General features: G+C 73.1%; 29 protein-coding genes. 22 read left to right on the top strand and 7 right to left on the bottom strand.

Going from position 1 to position 26,622, the window contains the following annotated elements; genetic code table 11:
- The first annotated feature begins 90 nt into the window (after positions 1 to 90).
- Positions 91 to 1,725 carry an ABC-F family ATP-binding cassette domain-containing protein gene (locus Sru02f_RS16870; protein ID WP_109030839.1) on the top strand — a complete coding sequence of 545 codons (1,635 nt, stop codon included), beginning with the start codon at positions 91 to 93 and terminating at the stop codon, positions 1,723 to 1,725.
- A 75-nt stretch (positions 1,726 to 1,800) separates the two neighbouring features.
- Positions 1,801 to 2,256: a flavodoxin family protein gene (locus Sru02f_RS16865; RefSeq protein ID WP_109030838.1), complete on the top strand. Its 456-nt coding sequence runs from the start codon at positions 1,801 to 1,803 to the stop codon at positions 2,254 to 2,256.
- A 261-nt stretch (positions 2,257 to 2,517) separates the two neighbouring features.
- Here the strand turns inward: Sru02f_RS16865 and Sru02f_RS16860 are convergent, their stop codons facing one another.
- The 3 genes from Sru02f_RS16860 to Sru02f_RS16850 form a co-directional block, all read right to left on the bottom strand.
- The gene (locus Sru02f_RS16860; protein WP_109030837.1) at positions 2,518 to 3,177 is read right to left on the bottom strand and encodes a fasciclin domain-containing protein; all 660 of its coding nucleotides are present in this window, start codon (positions 3,175 to 3,177) and stop codon (positions 2,518 to 2,520) included.
- 317 nt (positions 3,178 to 3,494) lie between these two features.
- Positions 3,495 to 4,427 carry a M56 family metallopeptidase gene (locus Sru02f_RS16855; RefSeq protein ID WP_109030836.1) on the bottom strand — a complete coding sequence of 311 codons (933 nt, stop codon included), beginning with the start codon at positions 4,425 to 4,427 and terminating at the stop codon, positions 3,495 to 3,497.
- A 6-nt stretch (positions 4,428 to 4,433) separates the two neighbouring features.
- Positions 4,434 to 4,862, bottom strand: coding sequence for a BlaI/MecI/CopY family transcriptional regulator (locus Sru02f_RS16850; protein ID WP_011027265.1), 429 nt, complete (start codon positions 4,860 to 4,862; stop codon positions 4,434 to 4,436).
- 87 nt (positions 4,863 to 4,949) lie between these two features.
- Here Sru02f_RS16850 and Sru02f_RS16845 point away from each other — a divergent pair, with 87 nt between their 5' ends.
- Positions 4,950 to 5,525 carry a TerD family protein gene (locus Sru02f_RS16845; protein ID WP_109030835.1) on the top strand — a complete coding sequence of 192 codons (576 nt, stop codon included), beginning with the start codon at positions 4,950 to 4,952 and terminating at the stop codon, positions 5,523 to 5,525.
- 57 nt (positions 5,526 to 5,582) lie between these two features.
- On the opposite strand, the gene Sru02f_RS16840 is transcribed toward Sru02f_RS16845, so the two are convergent.
- The 4 genes from Sru02f_RS16840 to Sru02f_RS16825 form a co-directional block, all read right to left on the bottom strand.
- A complete protein-coding gene (locus Sru02f_RS16840; protein WP_109030834.1) occupies positions 5,583 to 7,271 on the bottom strand; it encodes a tetratricopeptide repeat protein in 1,689 nt (562 codons plus the stop codon).
- A 117-nt stretch (positions 7,272 to 7,388) separates the two neighbouring features.
- Complete coding sequence (locus tag Sru02f_RS16835; RefSeq protein WP_109030833.1) at positions 7,389 to 8,075, bottom strand: lytic polysaccharide monooxygenase auxiliary activity family 9 protein; 687 nt, start codon at positions 8,073 to 8,075, stop codon at positions 7,389 to 7,391.
- Between the two features lie 190 nt (positions 8,076 to 8,265).
- Positions 8,266 to 10,371, bottom strand: coding sequence for a DUF1996 domain-containing protein (locus Sru02f_RS16830; RefSeq protein WP_109030832.1), 2,106 nt, complete (start codon positions 10,369 to 10,371; stop codon positions 8,266 to 8,268).
- A 109-nt stretch (positions 10,372 to 10,480) separates the two neighbouring features.
- On the bottom strand, positions 10,481 to 11,494 hold the full coding sequence (locus tag Sru02f_RS16825) for a zinc-binding dehydrogenase (RefSeq protein ID WP_109030831.1): 1,014 nt from the start codon (positions 11,492 to 11,494) through the stop codon (positions 10,481 to 10,483).
- Positions 11,495 to 11,608: 114 nt separating this feature from the next.
- On the opposite strand from Sru02f_RS16825, the gene Sru02f_RS16820 reads away from it, so the two are divergent.
- From Sru02f_RS16820 to Sru02f_RS16730, 19 genes are all read left to right on the top strand, one after another.
- Positions 11,609 to 12,193 carry a TetR/AcrR family transcriptional regulator gene (locus Sru02f_RS16820; RefSeq protein WP_109030830.1) on the top strand — a complete coding sequence of 195 codons (585 nt, stop codon included), beginning with the start codon at positions 11,609 to 11,611 and terminating at the stop codon, positions 12,191 to 12,193.
- 96 nt (positions 12,194 to 12,289) lie between these two features.
- Positions 12,290 to 13,087 (top strand): SDR family NAD(P)-dependent oxidoreductase, encoded by a 798-nt coding sequence (locus Sru02f_RS16815; protein WP_109030829.1) that lies wholly within the window; start codon positions 12,290 to 12,292, stop codon positions 13,085 to 13,087.
- Positions 13,088 to 13,154: 67 nt separating this feature from the next.
- Positions 13,155 to 13,850: a class I SAM-dependent methyltransferase gene (locus tag Sru02f_RS16810; protein WP_109030828.1), complete on the top strand. Its 696-nt coding sequence runs from the start codon at positions 13,155 to 13,157 to the stop codon at positions 13,848 to 13,850.
- A gap of 42 nt (positions 13,851 to 13,892) precedes the next feature.
- The gene (locus Sru02f_RS16805; RefSeq protein ID WP_109030827.1) at positions 13,893 to 14,210 is read left to right on the top strand and encodes a gas vesicle protein GvpO; all 318 of its coding nucleotides are present in this window, start codon (positions 13,893 to 13,895) and stop codon (positions 14,208 to 14,210) included.
- 36 nt (positions 14,211 to 14,246) lie between these two features.
- Positions 14,247 to 14,759, top strand: a complete 513-nt coding sequence (locus tag Sru02f_RS16800; protein WP_109030826.1) for a gas vesicle structural protein GvpA — start codon at positions 14,247 to 14,249, stop codon at positions 14,757 to 14,759.
- On the top strand, positions 14,756 to 15,541 hold the full coding sequence (locus Sru02f_RS16795; RefSeq protein WP_109030825.1) for a GvpL/GvpF family gas vesicle protein: 786 nt from the start codon (positions 14,756 to 14,758) through the stop codon (positions 15,539 to 15,541). The genes Sru02f_RS16800 and Sru02f_RS16795 overlap by 4 nt, the downstream gene beginning before the upstream one ends.
- A 4-nt stretch (positions 15,542 to 15,545) precedes the next feature.
- Entirely contained in the window at positions 15,546 to 15,824 is a 279-nt protein-coding gene (locus Sru02f_RS16790) for a gas vesicle protein GvpG (protein ID WP_003978210.1), read from the top strand.
- Positions 15,821 to 16,372, top strand: a complete 552-nt coding sequence (locus tag Sru02f_RS16785; RefSeq protein ID WP_109030824.1) for a hypothetical protein — start codon at positions 15,821 to 15,823, stop codon at positions 16,370 to 16,372. The genes Sru02f_RS16790 and Sru02f_RS16785 overlap by 4 nt, the downstream gene beginning before the upstream one ends.
- Positions 16,369 to 17,361, top strand: coding sequence for an SRPBCC family protein (locus Sru02f_RS16780; protein ID WP_109030823.1), 993 nt, complete (start codon positions 16,369 to 16,371; stop codon positions 17,359 to 17,361). Before Sru02f_RS16785 ends, Sru02f_RS16780 begins: the two co-directional genes overlap by 4 nt.
- 24 nt (positions 17,362 to 17,385) lie before the next feature.
- Entirely contained in the window at positions 17,386 to 17,730 is a 345-nt protein-coding gene (locus Sru02f_RS16775) for a gas vesicle protein (RefSeq protein ID WP_109030822.1), read from the top strand.
- Positions 17,727 to 18,569 (top strand): GvpL/GvpF family gas vesicle protein, encoded by an 843-nt coding sequence (locus Sru02f_RS16770; protein ID WP_109030821.1) that lies wholly within the window; start codon positions 17,727 to 17,729, stop codon positions 18,567 to 18,569. Before Sru02f_RS16775 ends, Sru02f_RS16770 begins: the two co-directional genes overlap by 4 nt.
- On the top strand, positions 18,566 to 18,814 hold the full coding sequence (locus tag Sru02f_RS16765) for a gas vesicle protein (protein ID WP_203696599.1): 249 nt from the start codon (positions 18,566 to 18,568) through the stop codon (positions 18,812 to 18,814). The genes Sru02f_RS16770 and Sru02f_RS16765 overlap by 4 nt, the downstream gene beginning before the upstream one ends.
- A complete protein-coding gene (locus Sru02f_RS16760) occupies positions 18,811 to 19,113 on the top strand; it encodes a gas vesicle protein K (protein ID WP_030185284.1) in 303 nt (100 codons plus the stop codon). The genes Sru02f_RS16765 and Sru02f_RS16760 overlap by 4 nt, the downstream gene beginning before the upstream one ends.
- 79 nt (positions 19,114 to 19,192) lie before the next feature.
- Positions 19,193 to 20,299: a substrate-binding domain-containing protein gene (locus Sru02f_RS16755; RefSeq protein ID WP_109030820.1), complete on the top strand. Its 1,107-nt coding sequence runs from the start codon at positions 19,193 to 19,195 to the stop codon at positions 20,297 to 20,299.
- Between the two features lie 125 nt (positions 20,300 to 20,424).
- Positions 20,425 to 21,756 (top strand): ABC transporter substrate-binding protein, encoded by a 1,332-nt coding sequence (locus Sru02f_RS16750; protein WP_109030819.1) that lies wholly within the window; start codon positions 20,425 to 20,427, stop codon positions 21,754 to 21,756.
- 26 nt (positions 21,757 to 21,782) lie between these two features.
- Positions 21,783 to 22,769: a carbohydrate ABC transporter permease gene (locus tag Sru02f_RS16745; RefSeq protein WP_109030818.1), complete on the top strand. Its 987-nt coding sequence runs from the start codon at positions 21,783 to 21,785 to the stop codon at positions 22,767 to 22,769.
- The gene (locus tag Sru02f_RS16740; RefSeq protein WP_109030817.1) at positions 22,766 to 23,629 is read left to right on the top strand and encodes a carbohydrate ABC transporter permease; all 864 of its coding nucleotides are present in this window, start codon (positions 22,766 to 22,768) and stop codon (positions 23,627 to 23,629) included. The genes Sru02f_RS16745 and Sru02f_RS16740 overlap by 4 nt, the downstream gene beginning before the upstream one ends.
- Positions 23,626 to 24,657 carry a hydroxyacid dehydrogenase gene (locus Sru02f_RS16735; protein WP_109030816.1) on the top strand — a complete coding sequence of 344 codons (1,032 nt, stop codon included), beginning with the start codon at positions 23,626 to 23,628 and terminating at the stop codon, positions 24,655 to 24,657. Before Sru02f_RS16740 ends, Sru02f_RS16735 begins: the two co-directional genes overlap by 4 nt.
- Positions 24,654 to 26,549 (top strand): DUF2264 domain-containing protein, encoded by a 1,896-nt coding sequence (locus tag Sru02f_RS16730; RefSeq protein WP_109030815.1) that lies wholly within the window; start codon positions 24,654 to 24,656, stop codon positions 26,547 to 26,549. Before Sru02f_RS16735 ends, Sru02f_RS16730 begins: the two co-directional genes overlap by 4 nt.
- Positions 26,550 to 26,622 lie beyond the last annotated feature (73 nt).

Below are 26,622 nucleotides of genomic sequence, written 5' to 3'. Positions count from 1 at the left end.
CGCAGTGGCCCCTTCGTCGTCCCCTTTTCCCGTTCCGCCTTTCCGGGCAGAGCTCTGTTCGCTGCCCCTCACCGCCACGAGGTCGTCTTCATGTCCGACGCCGCTGTCCGCTGCTCCGACCTGTCCTTCTCCTGGCCCGACGACACCCCCGTCTTCCAGAATCTGTCGTTCACCGTGGGCGTGGGCCGCACCGGCCTGGTGGCCCCCAACGGTGCCGGGAAGTCCACCCTGCTCAAGCTGATCGCCGGTGAGCTGCGGCCCACCGGCGGCTCCGTCACGGTCTCCGGCGTCCTCGGCCACCTGCCGCAGGCCCTGCCCCTGACGGGTGGCCTCACCGTGGCCGAGGTCCTCGGCGTCGACGCCGTGATCCGGGCCATCGACGCCGTGGAGTCCGGTGACGTGTCCGAGGAGCACTTCGCCACCATCGGCGACGACTGGGACATCGAGGAGCGCACCCGCGCCCAGCTCGACCGCCTCGGTCTCGGCGCCCTCGCCCCGGACCGGCGGCTGAGCACGCTGAGCGGTGGCCAGATCGTCTCCCTCGGACTCGCCGCCCAACTGCTGAAGCGGCCCGACGTGCTCCTCCTCGACGAGCCCACCAACAACCTCGACGTGGCGGCCCGCGGCAGGCTCCAGGACGTCCTGATGGACTACAACGGCTGCCTGCTGCTGGTCAGCCACGACCGGGAGCTGCTCGACCGCATGGAGCGCATCGCCGAGCTCGACCGCGGTGAGCTGCGCTTCCACGGCGGCAACTTCACCGCGTACGAGGAGGCCGTCCGTGCCGAGCAGGACGTGGCCGAGAAGAACGTCCGCAACGCCGAGCAGGAGCTGAAGCGGGAGAAGCGGGAGTTGCAGCAGGCCCGCGAGCGCGCCGACCGCCGGGCGAGCAACGCCGCCCGCAACCTCAAGAACGCCGGGCTGCCCCGGATCTTCGCGGGCAACATGAAGCGCGGGGCGCAGGAGTCCGCGGGACGGGCGGGGCAGACCCACGCCAACCGGGTCGGTGAGGCGAAGGCACGGCTGGACGAGGCGGAGCGGTCGCTGCGCGAGGAGCAGCGCATCACGCTGGACCTGCCCGAGACCCGGGTACCCGCCGGACGCACCCTCTTCCTCGGTGAGCGGCTGCGGATCCGGCTCGGCGACAGGGACGTGTTCGGGGACCGGGGCGTCGACCTGACGGTCCGGGGCCCGGAGCGGATCGCGCTGACCGGGGCCAACGGCACGGGCAAGAGCACGCTGCTGCGCCTGGTCGACGGCGACCTGGATCCGGAGGGCGGCGACATCAGGCGCGCCGACGGGCGGGTCGCCTACCTCTCCCAGCGGCTGGACCTGCTGGACGACGAGCGCACCGTCGCCGAGAACTTCGCCGCCTACGCCCCGCGCCGGCCGGAGGCCGAGCGGATGAACCTCCTCGCCCGCTTCCTCTTCCGGGGTGCGCGCGCCCACCTGCCGGTCGGCCTGCTCTCCGGCGGCGAGCGGCTGCGGGCCACGCTGGCCTGCGTGCTGTGCGCGGAACCGGCGCCGCACCTGCTGCTCCTGGACGAGCCGACGAACAACCTCGACCTGGTCGGCGTGGGCCAGTTGGAAAGCGCCCTGAACTCCTACCGGGGTGCGTTCGTGGTCGTCAGTCACGACCGGCGGTTCCTGCGCGAGATCGGCGTCGACCGCTGGCTGCGGCTGACCGAGGGAGAGCTGACGGAGACGGGGGCGCCGGAGGAGTAGGCCGTCGGCGGCGGACCTCCCGGGCGCCATGGTGTCCGTTTGCGGTCGGGGGGTGCCGGGCGGCAGGCTGCCGGTGTGGCCACTTTGCTGATCGTGCATCACACGCCGTCGCCGAACTGCCAGGCGATGCTGGAGTCCGTCGTGTCCGGGGCGACCGCGCCCGAGATCGAAGGGGTGCGGGTGGTCCGGCGGGCGGCGCTGGCGGCCACGGCCGTGGACGTGCTGGAGGCCGACGGGTACCTGCTGGGCACCCCGGCCAACCTCGGTTACATGTCCGGTGCGCTCAAGCACTTCTTCGACCAGGTCTACTACCCGTGCCTGGAGGAAACGCGCGGCCGTCCCTTCGGCTACTACGTGCACGGGGGCAGCGACACCACGGGCGCGGTGCGCGGCATCGAGTCGGTCACGACCGGGCTCGGCTGGCAGCGTGCGGCGCCCGCGGTGAACGCGACGGGGGAGCCCGGCAAGGCCGACCTGGAGGCCTGCTGGGAGCTGGGGGCCACGCTCGCCGCCGGGCTGATGGACGACTGAGCACGCCCCGGGCGGCCGCTCGGGCCGGCTGCTTGCCCGGCAGCTCCCGGGAAGCGCACGTGCGGGCGGTCCGGCCGCGCCGGTACGCGTGATCTCGCCGTCGCCCCGGCGGACGGACCCGGGTTCGACCGGGCGGAACGCCTTCTCGGACGGCGTACGCCGCCCAGGGGCCGGTTCCGCCCGGCCCCCTCACCCCGCCGGGGGGCGGGCCATGGCCCGACCCGCTCCCCCGGCCCTCGGGCCGCCACGCCCGCTCGCGCCTCAGCTCTTCGGCATGAGGACGGTGTCGATGATGTAGACGTTGGCGTTGGCGGTCTTCACGTTGCCGCAGACGACCTTGGCGGAGTCGTTGACCTGGTAGGACTCGTCCGAGCCCGAGGTGGTGAGCTTGGACTTCTGCAGGGTCTCGAAGGAGCCGTTCGCCAGGTCCTCGGGCGCGAGCTTCTGGCCCACGACGTGGTAGGTCAGGATGTTGGTGAGCATCTCCTTGTCGTTGAGGACCTTGTCCAGGTCGGCCTTCGGAATCTTGGCGAAGGCGTCGTTGGTGGGCGCGAACACGGTGATGTTCTCGGCGTTGTTGAGCGTGTCGACGAGACCGGCCTGCTTCACCGCCGACACCAGCGTGGACAGGGCCGGATTGTTCGAGGCGGCCGTGGCGACCGGGTCCTTGGCCATGCCGTCGAAGGAACCGGCGCCCTCCTTCGGCACCGTGGAACAGGCCGGGCCGAACGGCTCGTCGGAGCCCGCCATGTCGCCGGAGCTGTCGGCCGGCTGGTCGTCGGTCGCCGCGGGGGCGGACGACGCCGCCTGCGCGGAGTCCGAGGAACCGCTGTCGCCGTCGTCGGAACAGGCGGCCAGGGACAAGGGCAGGACGGCGGCCGCGACGACGGCGACGGCGGAGCGGCGGATACGGGCGTTCATGGACGATCTCCCTGAAAACGGGCAGCGCAAAGGCTGCGTTGGCGCGAAGTCGTGACGCGGAGCTGAAGTGGTGTGCGGCGGGCCGCCGAGTACGCGGTGCCGTTACGTGGCGGCCGGCCGACCCGGTTCCGGGGTCAGCCGCCGGTTCGCTGCCGGCACGGTCTCGGTTCTTCCCTCACACGGGGAATCCGGAGCGGGCCCCGGCCCGGATTGGTCGCTCACCCGATCGAGTGAAGAAGAAGCGGCGGCACTTCCGTGGCCTGCGAGACTTCCGGCCCGTCAACACCCGTCAACACCCGTCAAGGAGTGAGGACCGGTCAGAACGGCGTCGCGGCCCGCAGGATGAGGAACATCGTGACGGCGGCATTCGCGGACGACATCGCCGAGACGGCGGTTCCGGCGGCCGCCGCCCACGCCGCCAGACCCACCGAGGTGAAGACCGGGGGCCAGGTGCGGACCGCGGGGGCGGGCCCGAGCAGGGCCGCCACCCGGCGCGGCACCGGGCCGGGCGCCGCGAGACCGGCGAGGGTGGCGACGGGTGTGCCGCGGGAGACCAGGGCCGCCTTGCCGATCGCGGTCGCGACCGTCCGCCGGTCGCCGACCGTCCGTGCGGCCGCCTCGTCCGCCCACCGCTCCGCCGTGTAGGACACGGCGGTCCTGAGCGGGCGCAGGAACGGGTTGGCCAGCGCGGCCAGCCGTACGGCGAGCAGGAAGCGGTGGTGCCGGCCGGCGAGGTGGGCGCGTTCGTGGGCGAACAGCGCGCGCCGCTCCCCCGGTTCGAGGCAGTCGAGCAGGGCGGTGCTCACCACCACGCGGTCGCGGTGTCCGCCGGGCAGCGCGTACGCGTAGGGCACGTCGTCCGGCAGCACGGCCACCCCGGTGTCCGGCAGTCCGGCCAGTGCGCGGTGGGCGGCACGGCGCACCCTGCGGTGCCGCCACAGGGTCCGCGCCGATGCCGCGACCACGGCGCACAGCGCGGGGATCGCCGCCTTGCCGACGACCTCGTCGTAGGGCACCGCCGCCCGCACCTCCGGGTCCGACCAGCCGTCGGGCAGCGGGTTGCCCGGCAGTTGCGCGGTGCCGACCACCATCACCAGGGCCAGGCACAGCGTGCTGCACAGGGCCATCACGACGGCGACGGCGGTGAGCAGCCCGGTCGCGGTGCGCGGGTGCAGGTGCTGCTCGGCCAGCCTGGCGATCGGCCACGCCGTCAGCGGCAGGACCAGGGGCAGGAAGACGAAGACTCCCATGCGGCGTCAGCCGTCCTCCGCGGCACGCGCGTGCCCCAGCACTTCGCGCAGCAGCCGTTCGTCGTCGGGGTCGAGGCCGGTGACGAAGCTGGCCAGCACGGCTTCCCGGTCGCTCTCGGCGTCCAGGACCTTGCGCATCTTCCGGGCGGCCAGTCCCGCCTGGTCGGCGGCGGGCGTCCAGGCGAAGGACCGGCCGGCCCGCTCGCGGCTCACGGCACCCTTCTCCAGGAGCCGGGTCAGGATCGTGATCACCGTGGTGTAGGCGAGGTCACCGCCGAGGCGCTCCTGCACCCAGCCGGCCGTCGCGGGCCCGTCCGCCTCGCGCAGCGCGGACAGCACCAGCGCCTCCAGCTCACCCTGCCCCCGTCGCCGCGGACGCCGGTCATCCGTCACGGCCCGCCTCCTTCCGCCGCCGATCGTCTTCCGGAGCGACATCGTATAGAAAGCTTTCTTCTACAGTGTTGTAGATTGAACGCTGGCACGCACACACGGAACACGACGGACGCGACGAAGGAGAACGCAGTGGGAGTTTCCCTGGCCAAGGGCGGCAACGTCTCGCTCAGCAAGGAGGCGCCCGGCCTGACCGCCGTGCTGGTGGGTCTGGGCTGGGACGTGCGCACCACGACCGGCACCGACTACGACCTCGACGCCTCCGCGCTGCTCCTGGACACGTCGGGCAAGGTGCTCTCGGACCGGCACTTCGTCTTCTACAACAACCTCACCAGCCCCGACGGCTCGGTCGAGCACACCGGCGACAACCTCACCGGCGAGGGCGAGGGCGACGACGAGGCGGTCAAGGTGAACCTGGCCGGGGTCCCGGCCGAGGTGGACCGGGTCGTCTTCCCCGTCTCGATCCACGACGCGGAGAACCGCGGCCAGAGCTTCGGCCAGGTCCGCAACGCCTTCATCCGGGTCGTCAACCAGGCCAACAACCAGGAACTCGCCCGCTACGACCTGTCCGAGGACGCCTCGACCGAGACCGCGATGGTCTTCGGCGAGCTGTACCGGCACGGCGCCGAGTGGAAGTTCCGCGCGGTCGGGCAGGGCTACGCCTCGGGTCTGGCCGGGATCGCCGCGGACTTCGGCGTCAACGTCTGATCCGTCTCCGTCATCGGCTCCGCCTCCGGCCCTGGGCCGGGGAGCGGCCGGACGGCGTCAGTGGTCGGTGGCACAGCAGCCCGCGTCGCCACCGGCGGCCGGGGCGGTCTCGAGGCGGCAGAAGCAGGACGCCTCGACCGGCACGTCCGCCAGGGCGGCGGCGAACCGCAGCTGCTGTGCCACGATCCGCGCCTCCCCCGCCCTGCCGAGCCGTACCAGGCACTCGTGGAGTCCGTGCAGGGCCCAGACGTTGTTGGGGTGCTGGAGCGGGCGGGGCAGGGTGTCGTCCAGGCCCAGGTCGGCCCGGTAGACCGCCTCGGCCTCGGCGGTCCGGCCCTGTTCCAGGAGCAGGGCGCCGTAGGCGTGCCGGGTGGGCTGCATCCAGCCCCAGGGTTCGTCGTAGGGCAGGTTGTCGTCCAGCTCGATGGAACGCTCCAGGGCGGCGAAGGCGGCGGTGTGGTCGCCCCTGCGGTACTCCAGCTCGCCGTCGAGCATGGCGGAGGCGATGGCGAGGATGTCGGCGCAGGTGTTGTTGAACAGCGTGCGGGACCCGGGCACCCGGTCGACCGCCGCCCGGAACAGATCGCGTTCGGTCTCCGCCTCCGCGACCCGGCCGGTCGCCGAGAGGGCGACGCCGCGGGCGTAGTGCAGCATCGCGGTCGTCACGCAGTACAGGCGCGGGTCGTCCGGCAGCGGCAGGGCGAGGACGTCCGCCCAGCGGCCGAACCGGATCAGGACGTGCACCCGCATGGCCAGGAAGGCCTCGAGCCAGTCGGCCATGGGAGGGCTCTCCACCCGCAGCAGTTCCTCGGGTACGGACGCCTCCAGGCGGGCCGCGGCGTCCAGGGCGACCTCGTACTGCCCGAGGAACATCGCGCCGTAGATCTTGAAGTGGTGGTTGTGCGCGCGGTAGAGGGTGTAGAAGTTCATCGCCCCCGACCGTGCGAGGCACTTCTCGTCGGCGGCGATCGCGGCCTCGTTGTCCGACACCACGCGGCGGTAGTCGCCGCACAGCACTTCGAGGTGGGAGGGCATGTGCAGCAGGTGCCCCGCGTCCGGGACCAGGCCGCGCAGCCGGTCGGCGACCGCGAGGGCCGCCTCGGGGGTGGGCGACATCTCCATCAGGTGGATGTAGAGGTGCACGACGCCGGGGTGGTCTCGGCCCCCCTCCGCGGCCAGGGCACGGTCCAGCACCTCCTTCGCCGCCATGGTGCGCGCGCCCTCCGCCGGCAGCCCGGTGCGCAGGTCCCACAGCTGCCAGGGGGTCAGGTTCATCAGGGCGTCCGCGTAGAGGGTCGCCACGTCGAGGTCGTCGGGGGCCAGTTCGTACACGGCGCGCATGCCGTCGGCGTACGGCGCGTTCCACACCGAGCAGTCCTCGACGGCGCTCGCCTGCGGGTAGCGGGCGCGCAGGGCGCCGATCAGGGCCCGCTCGACCGCCGTGGCCCGGCCGGCCATGGCGTGGGCGCGTTCGACGGCGGCGTGGGTGCGGTCGACGGTCCGGGTCAGCTCCTCGGCGTCGAAGGCCTCCCACGGCTTGTTGTAGTTGGGGCCGAGTGCGTGGGCGATGCCCCAGTGGGCCATGGCGCAGTCCGGGTCCGCCGCGACGGCGGCCTCGAAACAGGCGACCGCCTCCTCGTGGTGGAAGGCGTACGTCCACACCAGCCCACGGTCGAACCACCGCTGGGCCTCGGGCGACGAGGTCGTCACCGGGCGCCCGTGGCGGCCCAGGTCGTAGTAGTCCATGGGGGACGTATACCGCACCGGGGACGGTCGCGGAGCGCTTCGGCCGACGGTCACGGCCGGTGTCCCCGCCGGACGCGGGCGCGCCCGGCGGGGGTGGGGGGACGGGAGTGGCGCGGGTCAGCCGAAGTCGACGTCGCTGCACAGGAAGTAGGTCTGGTCCATGTGCGAGGCCTGCCAGATCGTGTAGACGACGTGCCGGCCGCTCAGTCCCGAGGTGCTCACCGGGATTTCGTAGTTCTGACTGGGCCCGTAGCTGCCCGTGCGCGCGACCTGCTGGAGGTCTCCCCAGGTCAGGGCCTGGGTGGCGGGGTCGAAGCCCTGTTTGGTGACATAGACCAGGAAGTAGTCGGCACCGTGGCTGGCCTGGTCGTGGAGCTTGACGGTGAAGTCGTCGGTGACGTCCGTGGTCTGCCACGGGCCCACGGCGTCGAGGGAGTTGTAGCGTCCGCTCTCGGTCCGGCCTCCGCTGCAGAGCTGGCCGTCGGGGACGACCGCCTCGAAGTCGCCGGCCGAGCCGTTGCGGTACAGGCCGTTCCAGTTCCACATGGCGTTGGGGTTGTCCTGCCACGCCTGCCAGCACATGGGGTCCTCGTCGGCCATGGCCGGGTTCTGGAAGTCGTCGCCCCAGCGTTCCCAGCAGCCGTAGTTGCGGGAGGCGGGGTCGACGACCGAGCCGTGGGCGACGGCGGTGCCGCTCCAGGGGATCAGGGTGAGCAGGACCGCGGCCAAGGTGCTGACGACGAGGGTCGTCGCCCGTCGGGTCCTGCCGGCGAGTTCACACTTGGCGCGATCATGACAAATCATGAGGCGTCCTTCTTCCACGTGGGGGGACGGGGAGAACAGGGACTCGCAAGCATGCATGGGAGCGCTCCCAAGGTCTGTTCGAAGACCAGGCTGCGCCCGGGTGCGGAAATTGGCAACATCCCGAATGAGCCAAACGGCGGGTGGGCGGGGAACGGCCCCGCCCACCCGCGCTCATGCGGCTCCGGAACCGTTACGGCGTGCGCCGCCTGGAACGGAGCAGCAGCACGCAGCCCCCGGCGAAGAGCACGCCGCCGACCGCCGCGGGCCAGAGCCCGAGTCCGGAACCCGTCTCGGCGAGCCCGCCCTGAGCCTGCGGTGCGGGTGCGGGTGCGGACCCGGTGCCGCTCACGTCGTTCGGGGCGTCGGCGGGTGTCGTCGCGGCCCTGGGCTCGGCGCTCGCGGATGCACCGGCGTCCTGGCCCTCGGCCGGGGGCGCGGGCTCGTCCCCGCCGGTGCGGCCGTCGTTCTGCTGCTCGTTCTGCCCCTCGTTCTGCCCCTCGTTCTGCTGCTCGTCGTGCCTCGCGTTCTGCCCCGGGGCCTTCCCGGCGTCCTTCCCGGCGTCCTTCCCGCCCGTCTGCCCGTCCTGCCCGTCCTGGCCGTCCTGGCCGTCCTGGCCGGTGTCCGCGGGGGCCGAGGCCGTGGCGGTCTGTTCGGCCGGGGGCTCGGCGGTCTGCCCGTCGTCGTCGCCGGGCTGTTCTCCGTCGTTCCCGCCGGGCTGTTCCCCGCCCTGGCCCGGCTCGGACCCCGGAGGTGTGTCCGGACCGCACTCACGACCGGAGTTGATGCACTCGACCATCTCGCGCATCAGGTTCTCGTCGAAGACGTTGATGAAGTCGCTGTGATCGGTGACCGGCTTGTGCAGCTGCTCGGGGAAGGAGTCCACGGCGAACAGCGGTACGGTCCGGCCGCCGTCCTCCAGGCTGGGCGCGGCCACGTCGTAGACAACCCGCTGCACCAGTCGCGGAACGGCCCGGAATCCCTCCGGGCAACTGCCGTCGGCGGCGGCGAAGGCCATGTGGGTGCGGTGGTTGGCGCTGTCGATGTTGCGTCCGTCCCAGCAGCTCTGGAAGGTGAAGGTGCGCACCACGTCGCTGCCCGAGGGGCACAGCGGGTACTTGTCCTTCAACTGCCGGTCCTCGAAGCCGGTGCAGCTCCAGGACGCGTTCGCGTTGGTGTTGCCGTTGACGAACGCCTTGGCGTCGCCGGTGATGATGCGCAGCAGCCGCGGCATCTCCGTGACCTCGCCGCGCTCGTTGCCCTGGAACGTCAGCGTGACCTCGGCGGGCGTGACGATCTCGCCCGCGTTGCCCTCGATGCCGCCGCCCGGCGACTGGGCGTCCTGTTCGTCGGTGCCGTTCTGGAGCCGCAGCACGGGCCAGTAGTACGAGGACTTGTCGCCCTGGTCGGCGCAGCTCGTGTCGCCCGCGGCCAAATCCTCGTCACTGGCCAGGGCGTTGTTGGCCTGGTTGCCGACGTAGTCGTGGAAGTGGTGGGCGCCGTTGCCGACGCCGGGGGCGGCGATCAGGTTGTCCGAGTTGAACAGGCCCTCGGCGTTGACTCCGCACCTGGTGGCGAAGGAGCCGGTCGAGGCCTTCTGCTGCCGGGGCGCTCGCACGGCGTTGGGCCGGACGGATTCGATGTCGACGTAGTCCGCCGCCACGGGGCCGTTGCCGGCCTGTCCGCCGTTGCCGGGCTGCTGCTGCCCGTCACCGGGCGCCTCGCCCTTGCCGTCCTGCTGCCCCTGCTCCTGGCCTTCTTCCTGCTCCGGGCCCTGGCCTTGTCCCTGCTCCTGCCCCTGCCGGTCCGGGCTGCCGGTCCCCGCGTCCGCCGGCGCGATCCCGGTGCGGCGCAGGGTGCACTCGGCCAGGTCGTCCAGACCCTCGGGGCGGTGGCCCGCCTGGTCGATGGCGGCGGCGATGCGCTCGATCGTCGCCGCGCGTTCCTTCTCGAGCGGGTCGAGGATCGCACCCTCGTCGAGCGTGCCGTCGTCCGCGGTGCGGGCGGCTTCCTGAAGCCCGCGGTAGGCGGCGGCGATCTGCTCGTCGAGCTGGGCGAGTTCGGTGTCCACCGCCGGCCTGGCCTGCTCCGGAACGTCGGTGAGCCGCTCGGTCGGATCGGGGCAGTCGACGGTGGCCGCGACTCCGGAACCGCCCAGCGGAACGGCGGCGTTGCCGGACTCGGTCGCGGAGGCGAAGACGTTCACGGCCACCAGTCCGCTGCCCCCCAGTATCAGCGCGACCGCTCCGAAGGTCGCGCGCCGCGCCCCGGTCGGGCGTCTGCGCCTGTTGTGTCCCAAGGCGTGCTCCTGTGTCGTGACGGACTCGGACGTGAAATGCCCCCGGCTCCATACGGAACCGGGGGCCGGAGCGTTCAAACGCCGCTGGGATTCTCAGCTTTCCCTCACCTCACGGGCGCAGCACCAGCCGGATCGGGTCGCCCTCCTTCTTCTCCAGCCGGGCGACCGCTTCGGCGGCCTCGGCCAGCGGCAGCACTCCGCTGACGGACCCGGAGAAGTCCAGCCGTCCGCCCTGGATCAGCCGCAGGAGCTGCGGCAGGGCCACCGGCATGTCGGAGCCGTAGTGGCCGAGGATGCGCTGCTGGAGGTAGCTGAACCGGGTCCCGTCCGTGACGGTGAGCGGCTTGTCGGTCAGACCGGCCAGGACCAGCCGCCCCTTGGGCGCGAGGACGGAGACCGCCTGCTCCCGCACCGGCGGCACGCCCGCGAAGTCGAAGGCGGCGGCGAGCCCCGCGCCGCCCGTCGCCGCACGCACCGTCTGCCTCAGCTCCGGGTCGGCGGCGTCCAGGGCCAGGTCGGCGCCCGCGGCCAGGGCCCGTTCGCGGGCGACGGGGTTGGGGTCGACGGCCACCACCGGGCAGGCACCGATCGCCCGGAGCAGTTGCACGGCGTGGACGCCGAGGCCGCCGACGCCCCACACGCCGACCGCCTCGGCGGGCCGGACCTCCCCGGTCTCGGTGATCGCGCCCCACGGGGTGGACACGGCGTCCGGGATGATCGCGCCCTGTTCGAAGGGGATGGCGTCCGGCAGCGGCGTCATGGCGTCGGCGGCGGAGAGGGCGTACTCGGCCCAGCCGCCGTCGTAGTCGACGCCGCGGGTGTAGGTGACGCCGTCCCGCTGCTCACCGGCGTGCAGCACCACCCGCTGCCCCGGCGACCAGGCGGTGACGCCCGCCCCGGTCTCGGCGACGGTGCCGGAGACCTCGTGGCCGAGGGTGACCGTGTCGCCCCGCAGGAGGAGCGGGGTGAGGGTGCCGTCGATGAGGTGCACGTCGGACAGGCAGACGCCGGCCGCCTCGACCTTGACCAGCACCTCCCCCGGGCCCGGCTGCGGGCGGGGCACCTCTTCGAGCCGCAGCGTGCGGCTCGGGACGTGCAGGCGGGCGGCGAGCATCTGCGCCATGACAGGACCTCCTCGGTGCGGCGGCGACCTCTGGACGGTCCCCAGCGGTCCATCGCAGGTCGACTTGCGTTAACCGTACACCCAATGCAACCCCACTTGCTTTACGCTGGCCCGATGAGCTCACCGGAACCCCCCGCCCCGCCCCTGCGCCGCCGCGGGGAGCGCATGCGGCAGGCCGTACTGGCGGCCACGGTGGAGCTGCTGTCGAGCCGGGGCCTGGCGGGCGCGACGGTCGGCGCCGTGGCGCGCGCGGCCGGGGTGCACGAGACCTCCGTGTACCGGCGGTGGGGCACGCGGGAGAACCTGATCCTGGACGCGCTGACGACGGAGCTGGACGCCGCGCTGCCGGTCCCGGACACCGGGTGGGTCCGGGACGACCTGCTGGCGTTCTTCTCCGCCCTGGCCCGCCTGCTGGGCACCCCGCAGGGCCGGGCGCTGCTGCGGCTGAGCGTCGAGCACGACGACACCCTGGAGGACCGGCGCGGCCCGTACTGGAGCGAGCGTCTGGACCGCGCCGTGGTGATGGTGCGGCGGGGCGTCGAGCGCGGCGAGCTGGCCGCGGGGACGGACGCCGGGCTGCTGATCGAGGCGGTCAGCGGTCCGCTGTTCGTGCGGGTGCTGCTCAGCGGGGCGCCGCTGGACGACGTGCTCGTACGGGGGCTGGTGGACCTGGCCCTTGCCGGGGCCCGTCCGCGGTGAGCGGTCCGCCCCGTGGTGGACCGTGCGGGTGCGACGGCCCGGATCGGGGCACCCGGCGGTCCTCAGGGGCGCGGGTGCGCCGAGGACGGAGGAACCATGGACGGCAGCAGGCCGCTCGCCCTGGTCACCGGGGCGTCCAGCGGAATCGGGTACGAGCTGGCCGCCTTGTTCGCGGAGCACGGCTACGACCTCGTGGTCAACGCCGAGGACGAACGGCTGGAGCACGCCGCCCGGCGGCTGCGGGAGACGGGCGTCCAGGTGCGGGCCGTGCGCGCGGACCTCAGGAACCCCGACGGTGTGGACCACCTGGTCGCCGCCCTCACCGGGCTCGCGGTGGACGTGGCGGCCCTCAACGCCGGGGTCGGGCAGGGCGGCGCCTTCGTCGACACCGACCTCGCGGACGACCAGGCGGTCATCGACCTCGACGTGACCTCCACCGTGCGGCTCACCAAGCCGCTCCTGCGGGACATGGTGGCGCGCGGGGTGGGCCGGCTCATGTTCACGTCCTCGGTCGCGGCGACGATGCCGGGCTCCTTCCAGTCGGTCTACAACGCGTCGAAGTCGTTCGTGCAGTCCTTCGCGCAGGCCCTCCAGGAGGAGGTCGCGGACACCGGTGTCACGGTCACCTCCTTCATGCCGGGGCCGACCGAGACCGACTTCTTCCGGCGGGCCGGCATGTTGGACACCAAGGTCGGCGCCATGCCCAAGGACGACCCGGCGCAGGTCGCCCGGCAGGCGTTCGACGCCGTCATGAAGGGCCGCGGGAAGCTGGTCACCGGCTCGGCGAGGACCAAGGCCCAGGGGGTGGCTGCCAAGGTGCTGCCCGACCGCGTCAAGGCCGCCGTACACCGCCGGGCGGCCGAGCCGGGAACGGCGGGGGACGGGGGCGGCTAGGGGATGTCCGACGGTTCGCGCCGTCGCCCGAAGGGCCCCTTGTCGGCGGCTCGCTCCCGGTGGAACGATGCCTGGGCACCGGCTCACCGCACCGAAGGGACCGACCGTCGTGACCGACGACCAGGAACACCCCCGGGCGGCCGCCGCGTTCGACGCGCTGGGCGTCGAGTACGAGAAGGCGTTCGCCGCGTCGAAGACGCACCGCCGGTCGCTGGAGTGGCTGCTGGCACGGCTCGCGCCGGGCAGCCGGGTGCTGGACGTGGGCAGCGGCACGGGACGGCCCACCGCCGAGATCCTCGCGGGCGCCGGGCACGAGGTGCTGGGCGTCGACATCTCCCCCGTCATGGTGGAGCTGGCCGCACGGCAGGTGCCCGCCGCCACGTTCCGGTGCGCCGACATCCGTGACGTACCGCTGGCGGACGAGTCGTTCGACGCCGTCTGCGTGTACTTCTCGCTGCTCCAGCTCGACCGGGCGGAACAGAAGGACCTCGTCCGGCGACTGGTGCGGCTGCTGAAGCCCGGGGGACATCTGGTCCTGGCCACCGTGCCGCTGGACGTGGAGGGCGTCGACGCCACCTTCATGGGTCAGCCGGTGCGTGTGACCAGTTTCCCCGCGCAGGAGCTGACCGCCCTGGCCGAGGAGGCCGGGCTGGAGGTGCTGGCGCAGGAGGCGTCGATGTTCACCCCGGCCCACCCCGACGCGCGGCCGGAGCCGCACCTCTTCCTGCACTGCCGGCGCCCGGGGCAGCCCCGGATGGGGTAACCGAGCACGCCAGGAGCGGGGTTCCACGGTCACAGTGGGCTCATGACAGAACCTGGCGAGCGACGGCGCCGCTCCACTTCCACCGCCACGCGCGAGCGCGGCGTGCGCGACGCCCGGGACGCAGCCCGGCGCGCCGCCGACGCGCTGTCCGAGCTGATCCGGCACCACCTCGAAGGGGTCTCCGCGGTGTGCCGGGGCGAGGACGGCGGCTGGATCGTCAACGTGGACGTGCTGGAGGTGGCGCGCATCCCCGACACCACCAGTCTGCTCGCCACCTACGAGGTCGAGCTGGACCCGGCGGGCGACCTGCTCCAGTACCGCAGGATCGCGCGCTACCGGCGCGGGGCCCAGGACCAGTGAGCGGACCGTGAGGCCCGCACCCGGAAGGACCACCCCATGATCACCTACGACGACGAGGTCGTCTGCGCGCCCCGCGCCGGAACCCTCTACGACGTCCTCGAACTCATCCTCGACCGCGGCATGGTGATCGACGTCTTCGTGCGCGTCTCCCTCGTCGGCATCGAGATCCTGAAGGTGGACGCACGCATCGTGGTCGCGAGCGTCGACACCTACCTCCGGTTCGCCGAGGCCTGCAACCGGCTGGACCTGGAGCACGACGTGCGTTCCAAGACCGTGCCCGAGATGTTCGGCAGCCCGGTGGCCAAGACCGTGGGCCGGGCCGGTGCCAGGCGGACGGCGCGCTCCCTGACGGACAAGGTGCGCGACGTCCTCGCGCCCGAGCACGAACACGAGGAGGAGCCGGAGGAGGCGGAGGACCGTCCCCGCTCGGGCACCGAGCGCGGCCGGAGCACGCGGCGGCCCCGCAGCCGGCCCGCCGCGCGCCCCCGCGACGAGGACGACCGCCCCCGTTCCCGCTCCCGCCGGCGCACCGAGGAGGAGGACCGATGACCGCGCCCGCCACCACCAGGGCCCCCGGATCCGCTCCCGAGGCGGCCCCGGTACCGCAGGCCCTGTACGTCTACGGCATCACCCCGGCCGGAGTACGCACCCCGCGCTCCGCGGGCGTCGAGGGCGCCCCGGTACGGCTGCTGACGGAGTCCGGGCTGAGCGCCGCGGTGTCGGCCGCGCCCCCGCGGCTGCGGCCCCGGCGCCGTGACCTGATGGCCCACCAGTCCGTCCTGGACGAACTGGCGGCGCAGGGACCGGTGCTGCCCATGCGGTTCGCGGTCCTCAGCCCGCGCACCGACGCCCTGCTCTCCCAACTGCGTTCCGACGCGGCCCACCTGACGGCGCAGCTCGACGGCGTACGGGGGTGCGTGGAACTCAACGTCAAGGGGACGGTGGTCCCCGGCCACTTCGCCGATCTGGTGCGCCGGGACGACAGGCTGCGGACCCTGGCGCTGCGGACCCGGCGCCGGCCGGACTACGAGGCCAACGTCCGGCTGGGCGAGGCGATCGCCCTCGGTGTGCGCCGCGAGGCACGGCGCGCGGCCCGGGAGGTCGTCGACCGGCTGTCCCCGCTCGCCGTCCGTACGGTCCAGGGCGCGACCGACGACGAGCAGGTGCTCAGCGCGTCGTTCCTGCTCCGCTCGGCCGACGAACCGCGGTTCAGGGAGGCGGTGGCGGCACTGGCCCGGGACCGCGGCGACCGGCTGGCCCTCAGCGTGACCGGTCCCCTGCCCTGTTACAGCTTCGTCGACCCGCGCCCCGCGGCACCGGCCGGCCGGTGACGGCGTGGGCATCGTGAGCGGTCTCCTCCTGCTGCCCCTCGCGCCGGTGCGCGGCACGGCGTGGATCGCCGACCACCTGCTCCAGGAGGCCAGGCGCCAGGCCCACGACCCACGCGCCGTACAGGCGCGGCTGGCCGCACTCAACCGGGCCCTGGACGACGGCGCCATCGACGAGGCGGCCTTCGAACGGGAGGAGGAGCGCCTCCTCACCCTCCTCGAACGCCCGGCCGGGTCCACCGGTCCTACGACCCCTACGAATCAAGCGCGGAGACGACACCTATGAACGACAGCAGGACGGCCATGGCGGCTGCCGTGGCGGGCGGCTATCTCCTGGGGCGCACCAAGAAGGCCAAACTCGCCTTCGCGGTCGGCTCCTACCTGGTGGGCCGACGTGTCGGCCTCTCCCCCGGCCAGGTACTCGGCCAGGGGCTGGGCAGTCTGCAACGTGCGCCGCAGTTCCAGGAGTTGACCGACCAGGTCCGGGGCGAGCTGCTGACCGCCGGACGCGCGGCCGTCACCGCCGCGGCGAACCGGCGGCTCACCACCCTCGCGGACACGCTCCGCGACCGTACCGACGTACTCACCGGCGAGGGCCGACGGGACGACGGCGGCGACGAGACCTGGGACGAGGACGCCTACTTCGACGAGGAGGACCGGGCCGAAGACCGGCGGCCCGCGCCGGCAGCGCCCCGGAAGACGGCCAAGAAGGCCGCTCCGCGCAAGGCGGCACCGCCCGTGAAGAAGGCCGCGAAGAAGACGGCCGCCAAGAAGGCGGCGCCGGGGAAGCGGACGGCCGGTCCGGCCGCCCGGCGCGGGGGTGAGCGGGCATGACCCCCGACCGGAAGGGCGACGGCGGACCGTCCCCGCTCGGCGACCTCAAGGACGCCCTGGGCGGCTACCTGTCCGCCGCGGGGCACGGACTCGTCGGCAGGGCGGGGGACCGGCTCGGCTCGCTGACCGACCGCCTGACCGAGTCGGCCGACGGCGGTGGCGCCAAGGGTGGGACCGGTGGTTCCAAGGGCGGTTCCGGTGGTTCTCGGAACGGGTCCGACGGTTCCAAGAGCGGATCCGGTGGTTCCAACGGCGGATCCGGTGGCTCCAAGGGCGGATCCGGCAGCTCCAAGGGCGGCGGCAGCGTCAAGGCGACGCACATCATGGAGACCGTGGACATCGGCGTCCCCCTGCGCACCGTCTACGACCAGTGGACGCAGCTCCAGGACTTCAGCGACTTCACCAAGGGCGTGCAGAGCGTCAGCCCCCACGACGAGGTGACCACGGACTGGACAGCCAAGATCGCCTTCTCGACCCGCAGTTGGAAGGCGACCGTCCAGGAGCAGATCCCCGACCAGCGGATCGTCTGGACCTCCGAGGGCGCCAAGGGCAGTACCAACGGAGTCGTCACCTTCCACGAGCTGGCGCCCCGGCTGACCCGTGTCGTCGTGGTCGTCGAGTACTACCCGGCGGGCTTCTTCGAGAAGACCGGCAACCTCTGGCGCGCCCAGGGCCGGCGGCTGCGGCTGGATCTGAAGCACTTCGCGCGGCACGTGACCATGGCGGACGCCGAGGAGATCGAGGGCTGGCGCGGCGAGATCCGCGACGGAGAGGTCGTCAAGAGCCACGAGGAGGCGCTGGAGGAGGACGAGGACGCGGCGGACGAGTACGAGGACGACGAGGAAGACGAGGCTGGTGAGTACGACGAGGAGGAGCCGGACGAGGAGGAGCCGTATGCGGACGAGGACGGCGACGAGTACGACGACGAGGACCAGGACGAGGATGACGACGAGGACGAGGACGAGGAACGTGCCCGTCGGCGTCGCTGACGACGCCGCCGCGGGGAGTACGCGGTGACCGACCTCGACCACCGGTACCCGGGCCAGGAGACCGAGCCCTACGGGCCGCCCTCCGGGAGCCTGGCCGACCTCCTCGAACGCGTCCTCGACAAAGGCATCGTCATCGCCGGCGACATCAAGATCGACCTGCTCGACATCGAACTGCTGACGATCAGGCTGCGGTTGTTCATCGCCTCCGTGGACACCGCGAAGAAGGCGGGCATCGACTGGTGGGAGACCGACCCCGCGCTGTCGTCCCGGGCCGCGCGGGACGCGCTCGCCGAGGAGAACGCGCGGCTGCGGGAGCGTCTGGACGCCCTGGAGGGGGCGGCCGGGGAGACGACGGGAGCGGTGCGATGAGCGCGTCCGCCGCCGGACCGGCGGCCCCCGCACTGGTGTGCGCGTTCGCCGTCACCCGGACCCCGCCGGACCCCGCGGGGCTGGCCGCGGCGAGGGGGCACGAGGAGGGCGGCGCGCTGCGCGTGCTGCGCGCGGGCGACCTGTGCCTGGTCGTGCAGGACGTCCCCGCCGCCCTGTTCGGCGAGGAGGCGCTGACCGAGCGTCTCAACCGGCCCGAGGACCTGGAGCGCTGCGCCCGCGCCCATCACCGGGGCGTCGAGGCCGCGGCCGGGCGGGGCCCCGTCGTGCCGCTGCCGATGGCGACCCTGTACCGCGGCGACCGGACCGCGGAGCTGGCGGTGGCCGCCCGGCGGCCGGTGCTGGACACGCTGCTCGCGCGTCTCCGGGACCGTACGGAGTGGGCGGTGAAGGTGCACGCCTCCGAGGCCGCGCCCGAGGCCCCCGCGGACGCCGGTACCCGCGCCGGGCCGGGCAGCGGTGGCCGCGCCTACCTCAGCCGGGCCAGCGCACGGCGGCGGGAGCGGCAGGGTGCGCACGGCAGGGCGCTGGCCGAGGCGGAGGCCGTCGACGCGGCACTGCGGTCCCACGCGGTCGCCGCGACGCGGCACCGCCCGCAGAGCGAGCGGCTGACGGGCCGTCGAGACCCGCAACTGCTCAACGTCGCCTACCTGGTGGAGGACGCTCGGCGCGCCGACTTCACCGCCGCCCTGGCGCGGTTCACCGCCGACCGGCCGCTTCCGGGCGTGCGGGTGGAGGCCTCGGGCCCGTGGATCCCGTACTCCTTCGCCCGCTGGGACGAGGACCCGCGGCCGGCCCCGGACCAGGAGACCCCTTCATGACCGTCCCGGACACCCGTACGCCGGGCCCCGCTCCCGTGCCCTGGGGCGGACCGGAGGCCTGCGCACCGGTCGGTGTGCCCCTGGTCGACCTGCTGGACCGGGTGCTGGCGACCGGGGTCGTGGTCAGCGGCGACCTGGTCCTGGCCATCGCGGACGTGCCCCTGGTGCGGATCTCCCTGCACGCGCTGCTGTCGTCCGTGAACGAGCGGGTGCCCGCTCCCTGGCCGGACAGCGGGCCGCTGTGACCGCGCCCCGCGACCGTGCCGCCCATGCCCTCGACCTGGATCCCGAGCGGGTGACCAACGACCTGGCCGCGCTGGTCCTCACCGTGGTGGAACTGCTGCGCCAGCTCATGGAACGCCAGGCCGTGCGCCGCTTCGACGAGGGGACGCTGAGCGCGGAGCAGGAGGACCGGCTCGGCACGGCGCTCATGCTGCTCGACGAGCGCATGGACGACCTGTGCGCCCAGCACGGCCTGAGCCGCTCCGACCTGAACCTCGACCTGGGCCCGCTGGGCCCCCTCCTCGCCGACCCGGAACCGTAGGGACACCGGCACCCGGTGCGAGCGATCGTTATGATGGCGCGGAATCGCTCAAACGAACATTCACGGGTGGGGAGACCTGATGCGGGAGCCGGTCGATCTCAGGCGCCAGCGGATACTGGCGGCGGTCCAGGCGCGCGGTACCGCGCGGGTGCGTGACCTCGCCGACGAGTTGCAGGTCTCGGTGGTCACCGTGCGCCGGGACGTCGAGGAGCTGACGCGCGAGGGCAGGCTGAGCCGCGGGCACGGTGTCGTGCGGTCGACGCTGCCGGCCCGGGAGACGGCCCACGATCCGGTCCCGGCGGGCGGGGACCGGGTGGCCGTGGTGGTGCCCGTACGGCACTCCTACCTGACCGAGACCCTGCACGGGGCCCGGACGGTCCTGGAGCGGGCCGGGGTGCGCATGGCCCTGCACCTCGCGCCGCAGGCGTCCGGCGCCGAACGCCCGCTGGTGGAGCGGGCGCTGGCGGACGGCGCGGACGGGCTGCTGATCGCACCGCGCTGGCGGGGCCGGGCCGACGAGGAGGCCGACCACGAGTGGCTGGCCGGGACCGGGGTGCCGACGGTGCTGATGGAGCGCCGCCCGTGGCGCGGCAGCGCGCTGCACGCCCTGGACTCGGTCTGCTCGGACCACTGGTACGGCGCACACCTGGCGGTGGAGCACCTGGTGGGACTCGGGCACCGGCGGATCGTGATCGCCACCCGGCACGACAGCCCCACCGCCCGTTCACTGCGTGCCGCCTTCACGGAGATCGCCGGGGCGCATCCCCTCGTGGAGCGGTGGGCCTGGACGCTGGTCGCGCCGGAGGCCGGGGCCGACGGACCGTATTCGGCGGACGAGACGGCCGAGCCGCCGGCGCTGATGCGCAAGGTGGGCGCGACCGCGATGGTGCTGCACGGCGACGTGGACGCGCTGATGGTCGTCCAGCGGCTCGCCGAGGAGGGGGTGCGGGTGCCGGAGGACTGCTCGGTGGTCGCGTACGACGACGTCGTGGCCGGTCTCGCCGCGCCCCCGCTGACGGCCGTGTCGCCGCCCAAGACCGAGGTCGGTCACGCGGCGGCGGAACTGCTGCTCCAGCGGCTGGCCGAGGCACCCGGCGGCCGGCAGCCGGGCCGGCGGGTCGAGCTGCTGCCGCGGCTGATGGTGCGGGGTTCGACGGACCGGTCGGCCGAACCGCTCGACGAATGAGCGTTTGAGCGTTTCATTTTCTTCTGATCGATCTATTGACCGTTTGACGCGGGGCGTTCAGGATTCCGGTGTCTCGAAGAGTCGTGTCCGCACCCCCGCGGACCCGCAGGAGCCGCGGAGGCGCCATGCCCGGACGACCCAGCCGTCGCTCCGTGCTCGCCGCGATGACCGCCCTACCCCTTGCAGGAGCCGCGAGCGCCTGCAGCGGGGGGAACGGCGCATCGTCGGCCCGCACGGGCACCACCACCCGCATCACCTTCTGGTCCGCCCTGCGCGGCAGCCAGGAAGTGGTCGACGCGTTCAACCGCACCCACCGCAACGTCCAGGTGGAGTTCCAGCAGATCCCCTCCGGGGGCCAGGGCGGCTACGCCAAGCTCAGCAACGCCGCCCGGGCCGGGAACGCGCCCGACGTCGCCACCCTGGAGTACCCGCAGGTCCCGGGGTTCGCCATCGACGGCGTCGCCCGGGACATCACCGATCTGATGAGCGACGGCCTGCGCCGCAAGCTGCTGCCGCAGGCGCTCGGCCTGACCACCTTCGAACGCCGGGTGTTCGCCGTGCCGCTGGACGTCGAACCCATGGTGATGCACTACCGCGCCGACCTGTTCGACCGCTACGGGCTCGACGTCGCCCGCACCTGGGACGAGTTCGCCGAGCAGGCGGCGACGGTGCACCGCAAGGCGCCGGACCGCCGGCTGGTGCTCTTCCCGACCGACGGGATGACGCAGTTCGCGTGCTACGCGTGGCAGGCGGGCGCCCAGTGGTTCGACACCTCGAAGGGCGCCTGGAACGTCTCCCTCGCCGACGCGCCCTCCCGGCGGGTCGGCGAGTACTGGCAGGGTCTGATCGACCGGGACGACGTCTTCATGAACGCCGTCGAGAGCAGGCAGTCCGACGCGCAGATCGGCAACGGACTGGTCCTCACCCGGCTCACCGGCGCCTGGGACGCGGGCGCCCAGATGAACGCGCGGCCGGGGCAGAAGGGCCAGTGGCGGATCGCGCCGCTGCCGCAGTGGGACACCGGCAGCCCCTCGACCGGCACGCACGGCGGCTCGACCTTCGCGATCACCCAGGACAGCAAGCACCCGGAGGCCGCCATGGAGTTCATCGAGTGGCAGGTCTCCCACCCCGACTCCCTGCGCGCCCGGCTCTCCAGCGGCACCAGCAGCCAGTACCCGGCCGCCCCCGGCCTGGTCGCGGTGGGCCGCGAGGCCTTCGACCGCTCGTACTACGGCGGTCAGGACATCTACACCCTGTTCGAGCAGGAGGCCGAGAAGATCGGCGACCAGTGGCTCTGGGGCCCGCGGATGAGCGCCACCCAGAAGGTCATGCAGGACTCCTTCGCCCGGGTCGGCGGCGGACAGGGCAGCCTCGTCGAGTCGCTGCGCACCGCGCAGGAGGGCACCATGCCCGACCTCAAGGCCCTGGGCCTGTCCACCACCCAGCACAGCACCTGAGCCGACGAAAGGCAGGTGACACACCCATGACCACCACCACCCGCGCACGGGTGCCGGCCGGCGCCGCCCGCGCCGCCTCCCCGGCACCCTCCGACTCGGGCCCGCGTGCCCGCAGAGCGGCCAAGCGCCGTCAACTGACCGCAGCCGGCGTCCTCATGACGCCGTTCTTCGCCCTGCTGGTCACCGTCTTCCTGATCCCCGTCGGCACCGCCGTCTACCTCAGCTTCTTCAGCGACGACCAGCCCGGTCTCGGCTTCGGTCCGGAGCGCCAGGTCTTCGTCGGGCTGCGCTCGTACGCGGCCGTGCTCACCGACCCCACCTTCCTCGGCGGGCTCGGCACGGTCGCCCTGTACTGCCTGATCTACATCCCCCTGATGGTCCTGGGCGCGCTCGTCCTCGCCCTGCTCCTCGACTCGGGCGTGGTCCGGCTGCGCGGCCTCGCCCAACTCGGCCTGTTCCTGCCGCACGCGGTGCCCGGCATCATCGCGGCACTGATCTGGCTCTACCTGTACACGCCCGGCATCAGCCCGGTGATCGAACTGTTCGCCAAGGGCGACATCACGATCGACTTCCTGGGCGTGCACACCGTGGTCCCGTCCATCGTGAACATCGCCCTGTGGAGCAACCTCGGCTACAACATGGTGGTCTTCTACGCCGCCCTCCAGGCCGTGCCGCGCGAGGTGATCGAGGCGTCCGTCGTCGACGGCGCCGGACCGGTGCGCACGGCGCTCCAGGTCAAGACGCCGCTGGTACGCGCCTCCATCGTGATGGTCTCGATCTTCACTCTGATCTGGGCGCTCCAGCTGTTCACCGAGCCGATGCTGCTCAGCCAGTCCTCCCCGATGATCAACTCGCGCTTCTCGCCCAGCATGTACATCTACGACGCGGCCTTCACCCGCAACAACTACAGCCTCGCGGCGGCCGCCTCGGTGGTCCTGCTGGTGTGCACCATCGCCCTGTCCTACGGCGTCACCCGCTTCACCAGCCGCGCCGACTCCGAGGAGGCCCGATGAGCGCCACCGACAGCTCCCTGCTCCGCCCGAAGCTGCTGGGCCGTGCCACCGTCAACGTGGTCGTCGCCGTCTCCGTCCTCTACACCCTGCTGCCGGTGCTGTGGCTGGTGCTGGCCTCGACCAAGAACCGCGACGCGCTGTTCAGCAGCGACCTGCTGTCCCTGAGCGACTTCTCCCTCGTGCAGAACCTCAAGGACGTCTTCGCCATGGACGGCGGGCTGTACGGCCGCTGGTACGTCAACAGCCTGCTGTACGCGGTGATCGGCGCCGCGGTCGGCGCGCTGGTGAGCGTGGCCTGCGGCTACGCCTTCGACAAGTACCGCTTCCGGCACAAGGAGAAGCTGTTCGGCCTGGTCCTCGCGGCGGTGATGGTGCCGCAGACCGTGCTGGCGCTGCCGCTGTACCTGATGGCCTCCGAGGCCGGCCTGGTCAACACCTTCTGGGCGGTCTTCATCCCGGTGCTGTTCAATCCGTTCGGCGTCTACCTCGGCCGGATCTTCGCGCGCGGCTACGTGCCCGACGAGGTGCTGGAGGCGGCGCGCGTGGACGGGGCCGGGGAGCTGACCACGTACGCCCGGGTGGCGCTCAGGATGCTCGGGCCCGGTCTGATCACCGTGTTCCTCTTCCAGCTCACCGCCATCTGGAACAACTTCTTCCTGCCCATGGTGATGCTGTCCGACCAGGACCTGTATCCCGTCAGTCTCGGCCTGTACCAGTGGAACAGCTCGGCGTCCGTGTCGCCCGAGTACTACCCCGTGGTGATCATGGGCTCGCTGCTCGCCGTACTGCCGCTCATCCTCGCCTTCGTGCTGCTCCAGCGATTCTGGCGCAGCGGCCTGACCGCCGGAGCCGTCAAGTGACCGTGCACGCCCCCGGACCCGGCCACCGGCCCCGTGCCGCCGTGGCCATGTCCCCGGACGCCGCCTCGGCCGTCCTGGACCCCCAGTCCCTCGCGGCCTTCCGCCGGGTCTGCGACCTCGCGCCGTTCCCGGTGCTCGACGACCTGTCCACGGCGCGGGCGAGATCCGTACTGGCGGACGTGGAGCTGCTGATCACCGGGTGGGGCTGTCCGCCGCTGGACGCGGAGGTGCTGCGGTCGGCGCCCCGGCTGCGGGCCGTGGTGCACACGGCGGGCAGTGTCCGCGGGCATGTCACCGACGCGTGCTGGGAGCGGGGCGTCGAGGTCTCCTCGGCCGCCGCCGCCAACGCGCTGCCGGTGGCCGAGTACACCCTCGGCATGATCCTGCTGAGCGGCAAGCGGGTCCTGGAGCGGGCCCGCGACTACCGGGCCTCCCGGGTGCGCGGGAACTGGCTGCGCACCTCGCGGGGCGTCGGCAACTACCGGCGGACGGTGGGCATCCTGTCCGCCTCGCTGATCGGGCGCCGGGTCGTGGAGCTGCTGCGGCCGCACGACGTCGAGGTCCTGCTGCACGACCCGTACGTGAGTGACGCGGAGGCCGCCGAGCTGGGCGTCGGGAACGTGGGGCTGCGGGAGCTGTTCGCGCGCTGCGACACCGTCAGCGTGCACACCCCGCTGCTGCCCACCACCCGCGGTCTGGTGAGCCGTCCGCTGATCGAGGCGATGCCGGCCGACGCGGTGCTGATCAACACCTCGCGGGGCGCGGTGATCGACCAGGACGCGCTCACCGACGCCGTGCTGGCGGGCCGCATCCGGGCCGTCCTGGACGTCACCGACCCGGAGGCGCTGCCGCCGGAGCACCCGCTGTGGGACTGCGAGCACGCCCTGATCACCCCGCACCTCGCCGGTTCGGAGGGCAACGAGTGGCGCCGTCTCGCCGATCTCGCCCTCGCCGAGACGACCCGCTGGGCGTCCGGCACCGGCTTCCTCCACCCCGTACGACGCGAAAGGCTGGCGTTCCTGGCATGAGCATCCCGTTCGAACTGCCCACCGAGGACCGTGCGTCGAGCCCGTACACCGGTTACACCCGGGCCCACTGGGAGGCCGTCGCGGACGGGCTGCTGTGGGCCGCGTGGCGCTGGAGCACCCCAGGCCGCGCCCTGCTCGACCTGCCGGGTCGGCCCTCGCGCTCGGGGGTGCGCTCCGACGGCCTGGAGGGCTTCGCGCGGACCTTCCTCGCGGCGGGCTTCCGCGTCGCGGGGGCGGACGGCGCGGACCCGCACGGCTGGCTGGACCGCTACGCCGAGGGCCTCGCCTCGGGCACCCGCACTCCCGGCCGCGACGACGCCGAGTCGTGGCCGCTGATCCTCGACCACGACGTGCAGGGCCAGCCCATGGTCGAGTCCGCCTCGGTGGCGCTCGGGCTGCGGCTGACCGCGCCGTGGCTGTGGAAGCACCTCGACTCCGGCGTCCAGGACCGGGTGGAGGAGTGGCTGCGCGGGGCGCTGCGGCACGTCCCGGCGCCCAACAACTGGTACCTGTTCCCGTACACCGTCGCGGGGTTCCTGGAGTCGGTCGGCCGCGGCGACGCCGAGACGGCCGCCGCGCGGCACCGGGCGCTGGAGCTGATGGAGGGCTGGTACCGGGGCGAGGGCTGGTACGCCGACGGCGACGGACGCGCCTTCGACCACTACAACGGCTGGGCGCTGCACCTCTACCCGGTGCTCGACGCCCACCTCGGCGGCGACACGGACGCGCTCGCCCGCTACGGGGACCGGTTGCGCACCCACCTGGACGGCTTCGCCCTGATGTTCGGCTCCGACGGGGCGCCGCTGCACTTCGGGCGCTCGCTCACCTACCGTTTCGCCGCGTCGGCGGCCGTCGGCCTGGGCGCGCTGACCGGGCACACCCCGCTGACGCCGGGTGCCTCGCGGCGGCTGGCCAGCGGCAGCCTGCGGTACTTCGTGGACCACGGGGCGCTGACCGACGAGGGGTTGCTGAGCCTCGGCTGGTACGGCCCGCACGAGGCGACCCTGCAACCGTACTCGGGTCCGGCCTCCCCGTACTGGGCGTCGAAGGCGTTCGTCTCGCTGCTCGCTCCCGCGGACCACCCGCTGTGGACGGCGCCGGAGGAGCCCGCGCCGGTGGAGGAGGCCGACCGCGTGCTGGCCCTGTCCGCGCCGGGACTGCTGGTGCAGTCGACCCGCGCCGACGGGATCGTACGGCTGCACAACCACGGCAGCGACCACGTCCGCCCGCACGAGGGCGAGTCGGCGGCCGAGGACGACCCGTACTACGGCCGGCAGGCCTACTCGACCCGGACGGGTCCCACGGCGCGGGAGAACGTCGCGGACAACCACCTGTCGGTCGAGGTGAACGGCCGGCCGAGTGTGCGGCGCCGCGTCCATCCGCTGGGGGCGGGAGGCGGCGACGGCTGGGGCTGGGCGGCGTCCTGGCACCGGCCCGTCTTCGTGTCCGGGCCGCCGATGGTGCCGGGGCTGCGGGTGGAGAGCGTCACGGTGGCCCGGGGGCCGTACGAACTGCGGGTGCACCGGGTGGTCGGGGCGCCGGCCGGGGCCCGGGTCACCCACACCGGGTGGGCCACCGGTCCCGAGGAGCCGCTGACCTCCACGCTGCACGGGCTGCGCGGCTGGGAGCCCGAGGCGGAGACCGTGCGCGCCCCGCAGGGCACGGCGTACGTGCCGTGGGCGGAGCTGCCCCGGCTGTCCGCTCCGGCGGGCGGCACCTCGGTGCACGTTTCCCTGGCCGCCCTGACCGGTGCGCAGGTGGGCGTCCCGGCCGACGGGGCCGTCGCCGAGGTGGTGCCCGGTGAGGACGGCGTGGAGGTCGTCTGGACGGCCGACGGCGCCCGCACCAGGGTGTCGTTCGAGCCGGTGGCGGTGACGCACCGGGAGGGTTAGGGCCCGTCAGGTGCTTGCAGGGCTCCGGTCCGCGGCGGCGGCCGGGGCCCTTCGCCGTGCGCGCTCCCCCGTG

Origin of the sequence: Streptomyces rubrogriseus (genome assembly GCF_027947575.1) — a bacterium.
Lineage (GTDB): Bacteria > Actinomycetota > Actinomycetes > Streptomycetales > Streptomycetaceae > Streptomyces > Streptomyces rubrogriseus.
This window is presented reverse-complemented; position numbering and strand designations above follow the sequence as displayed.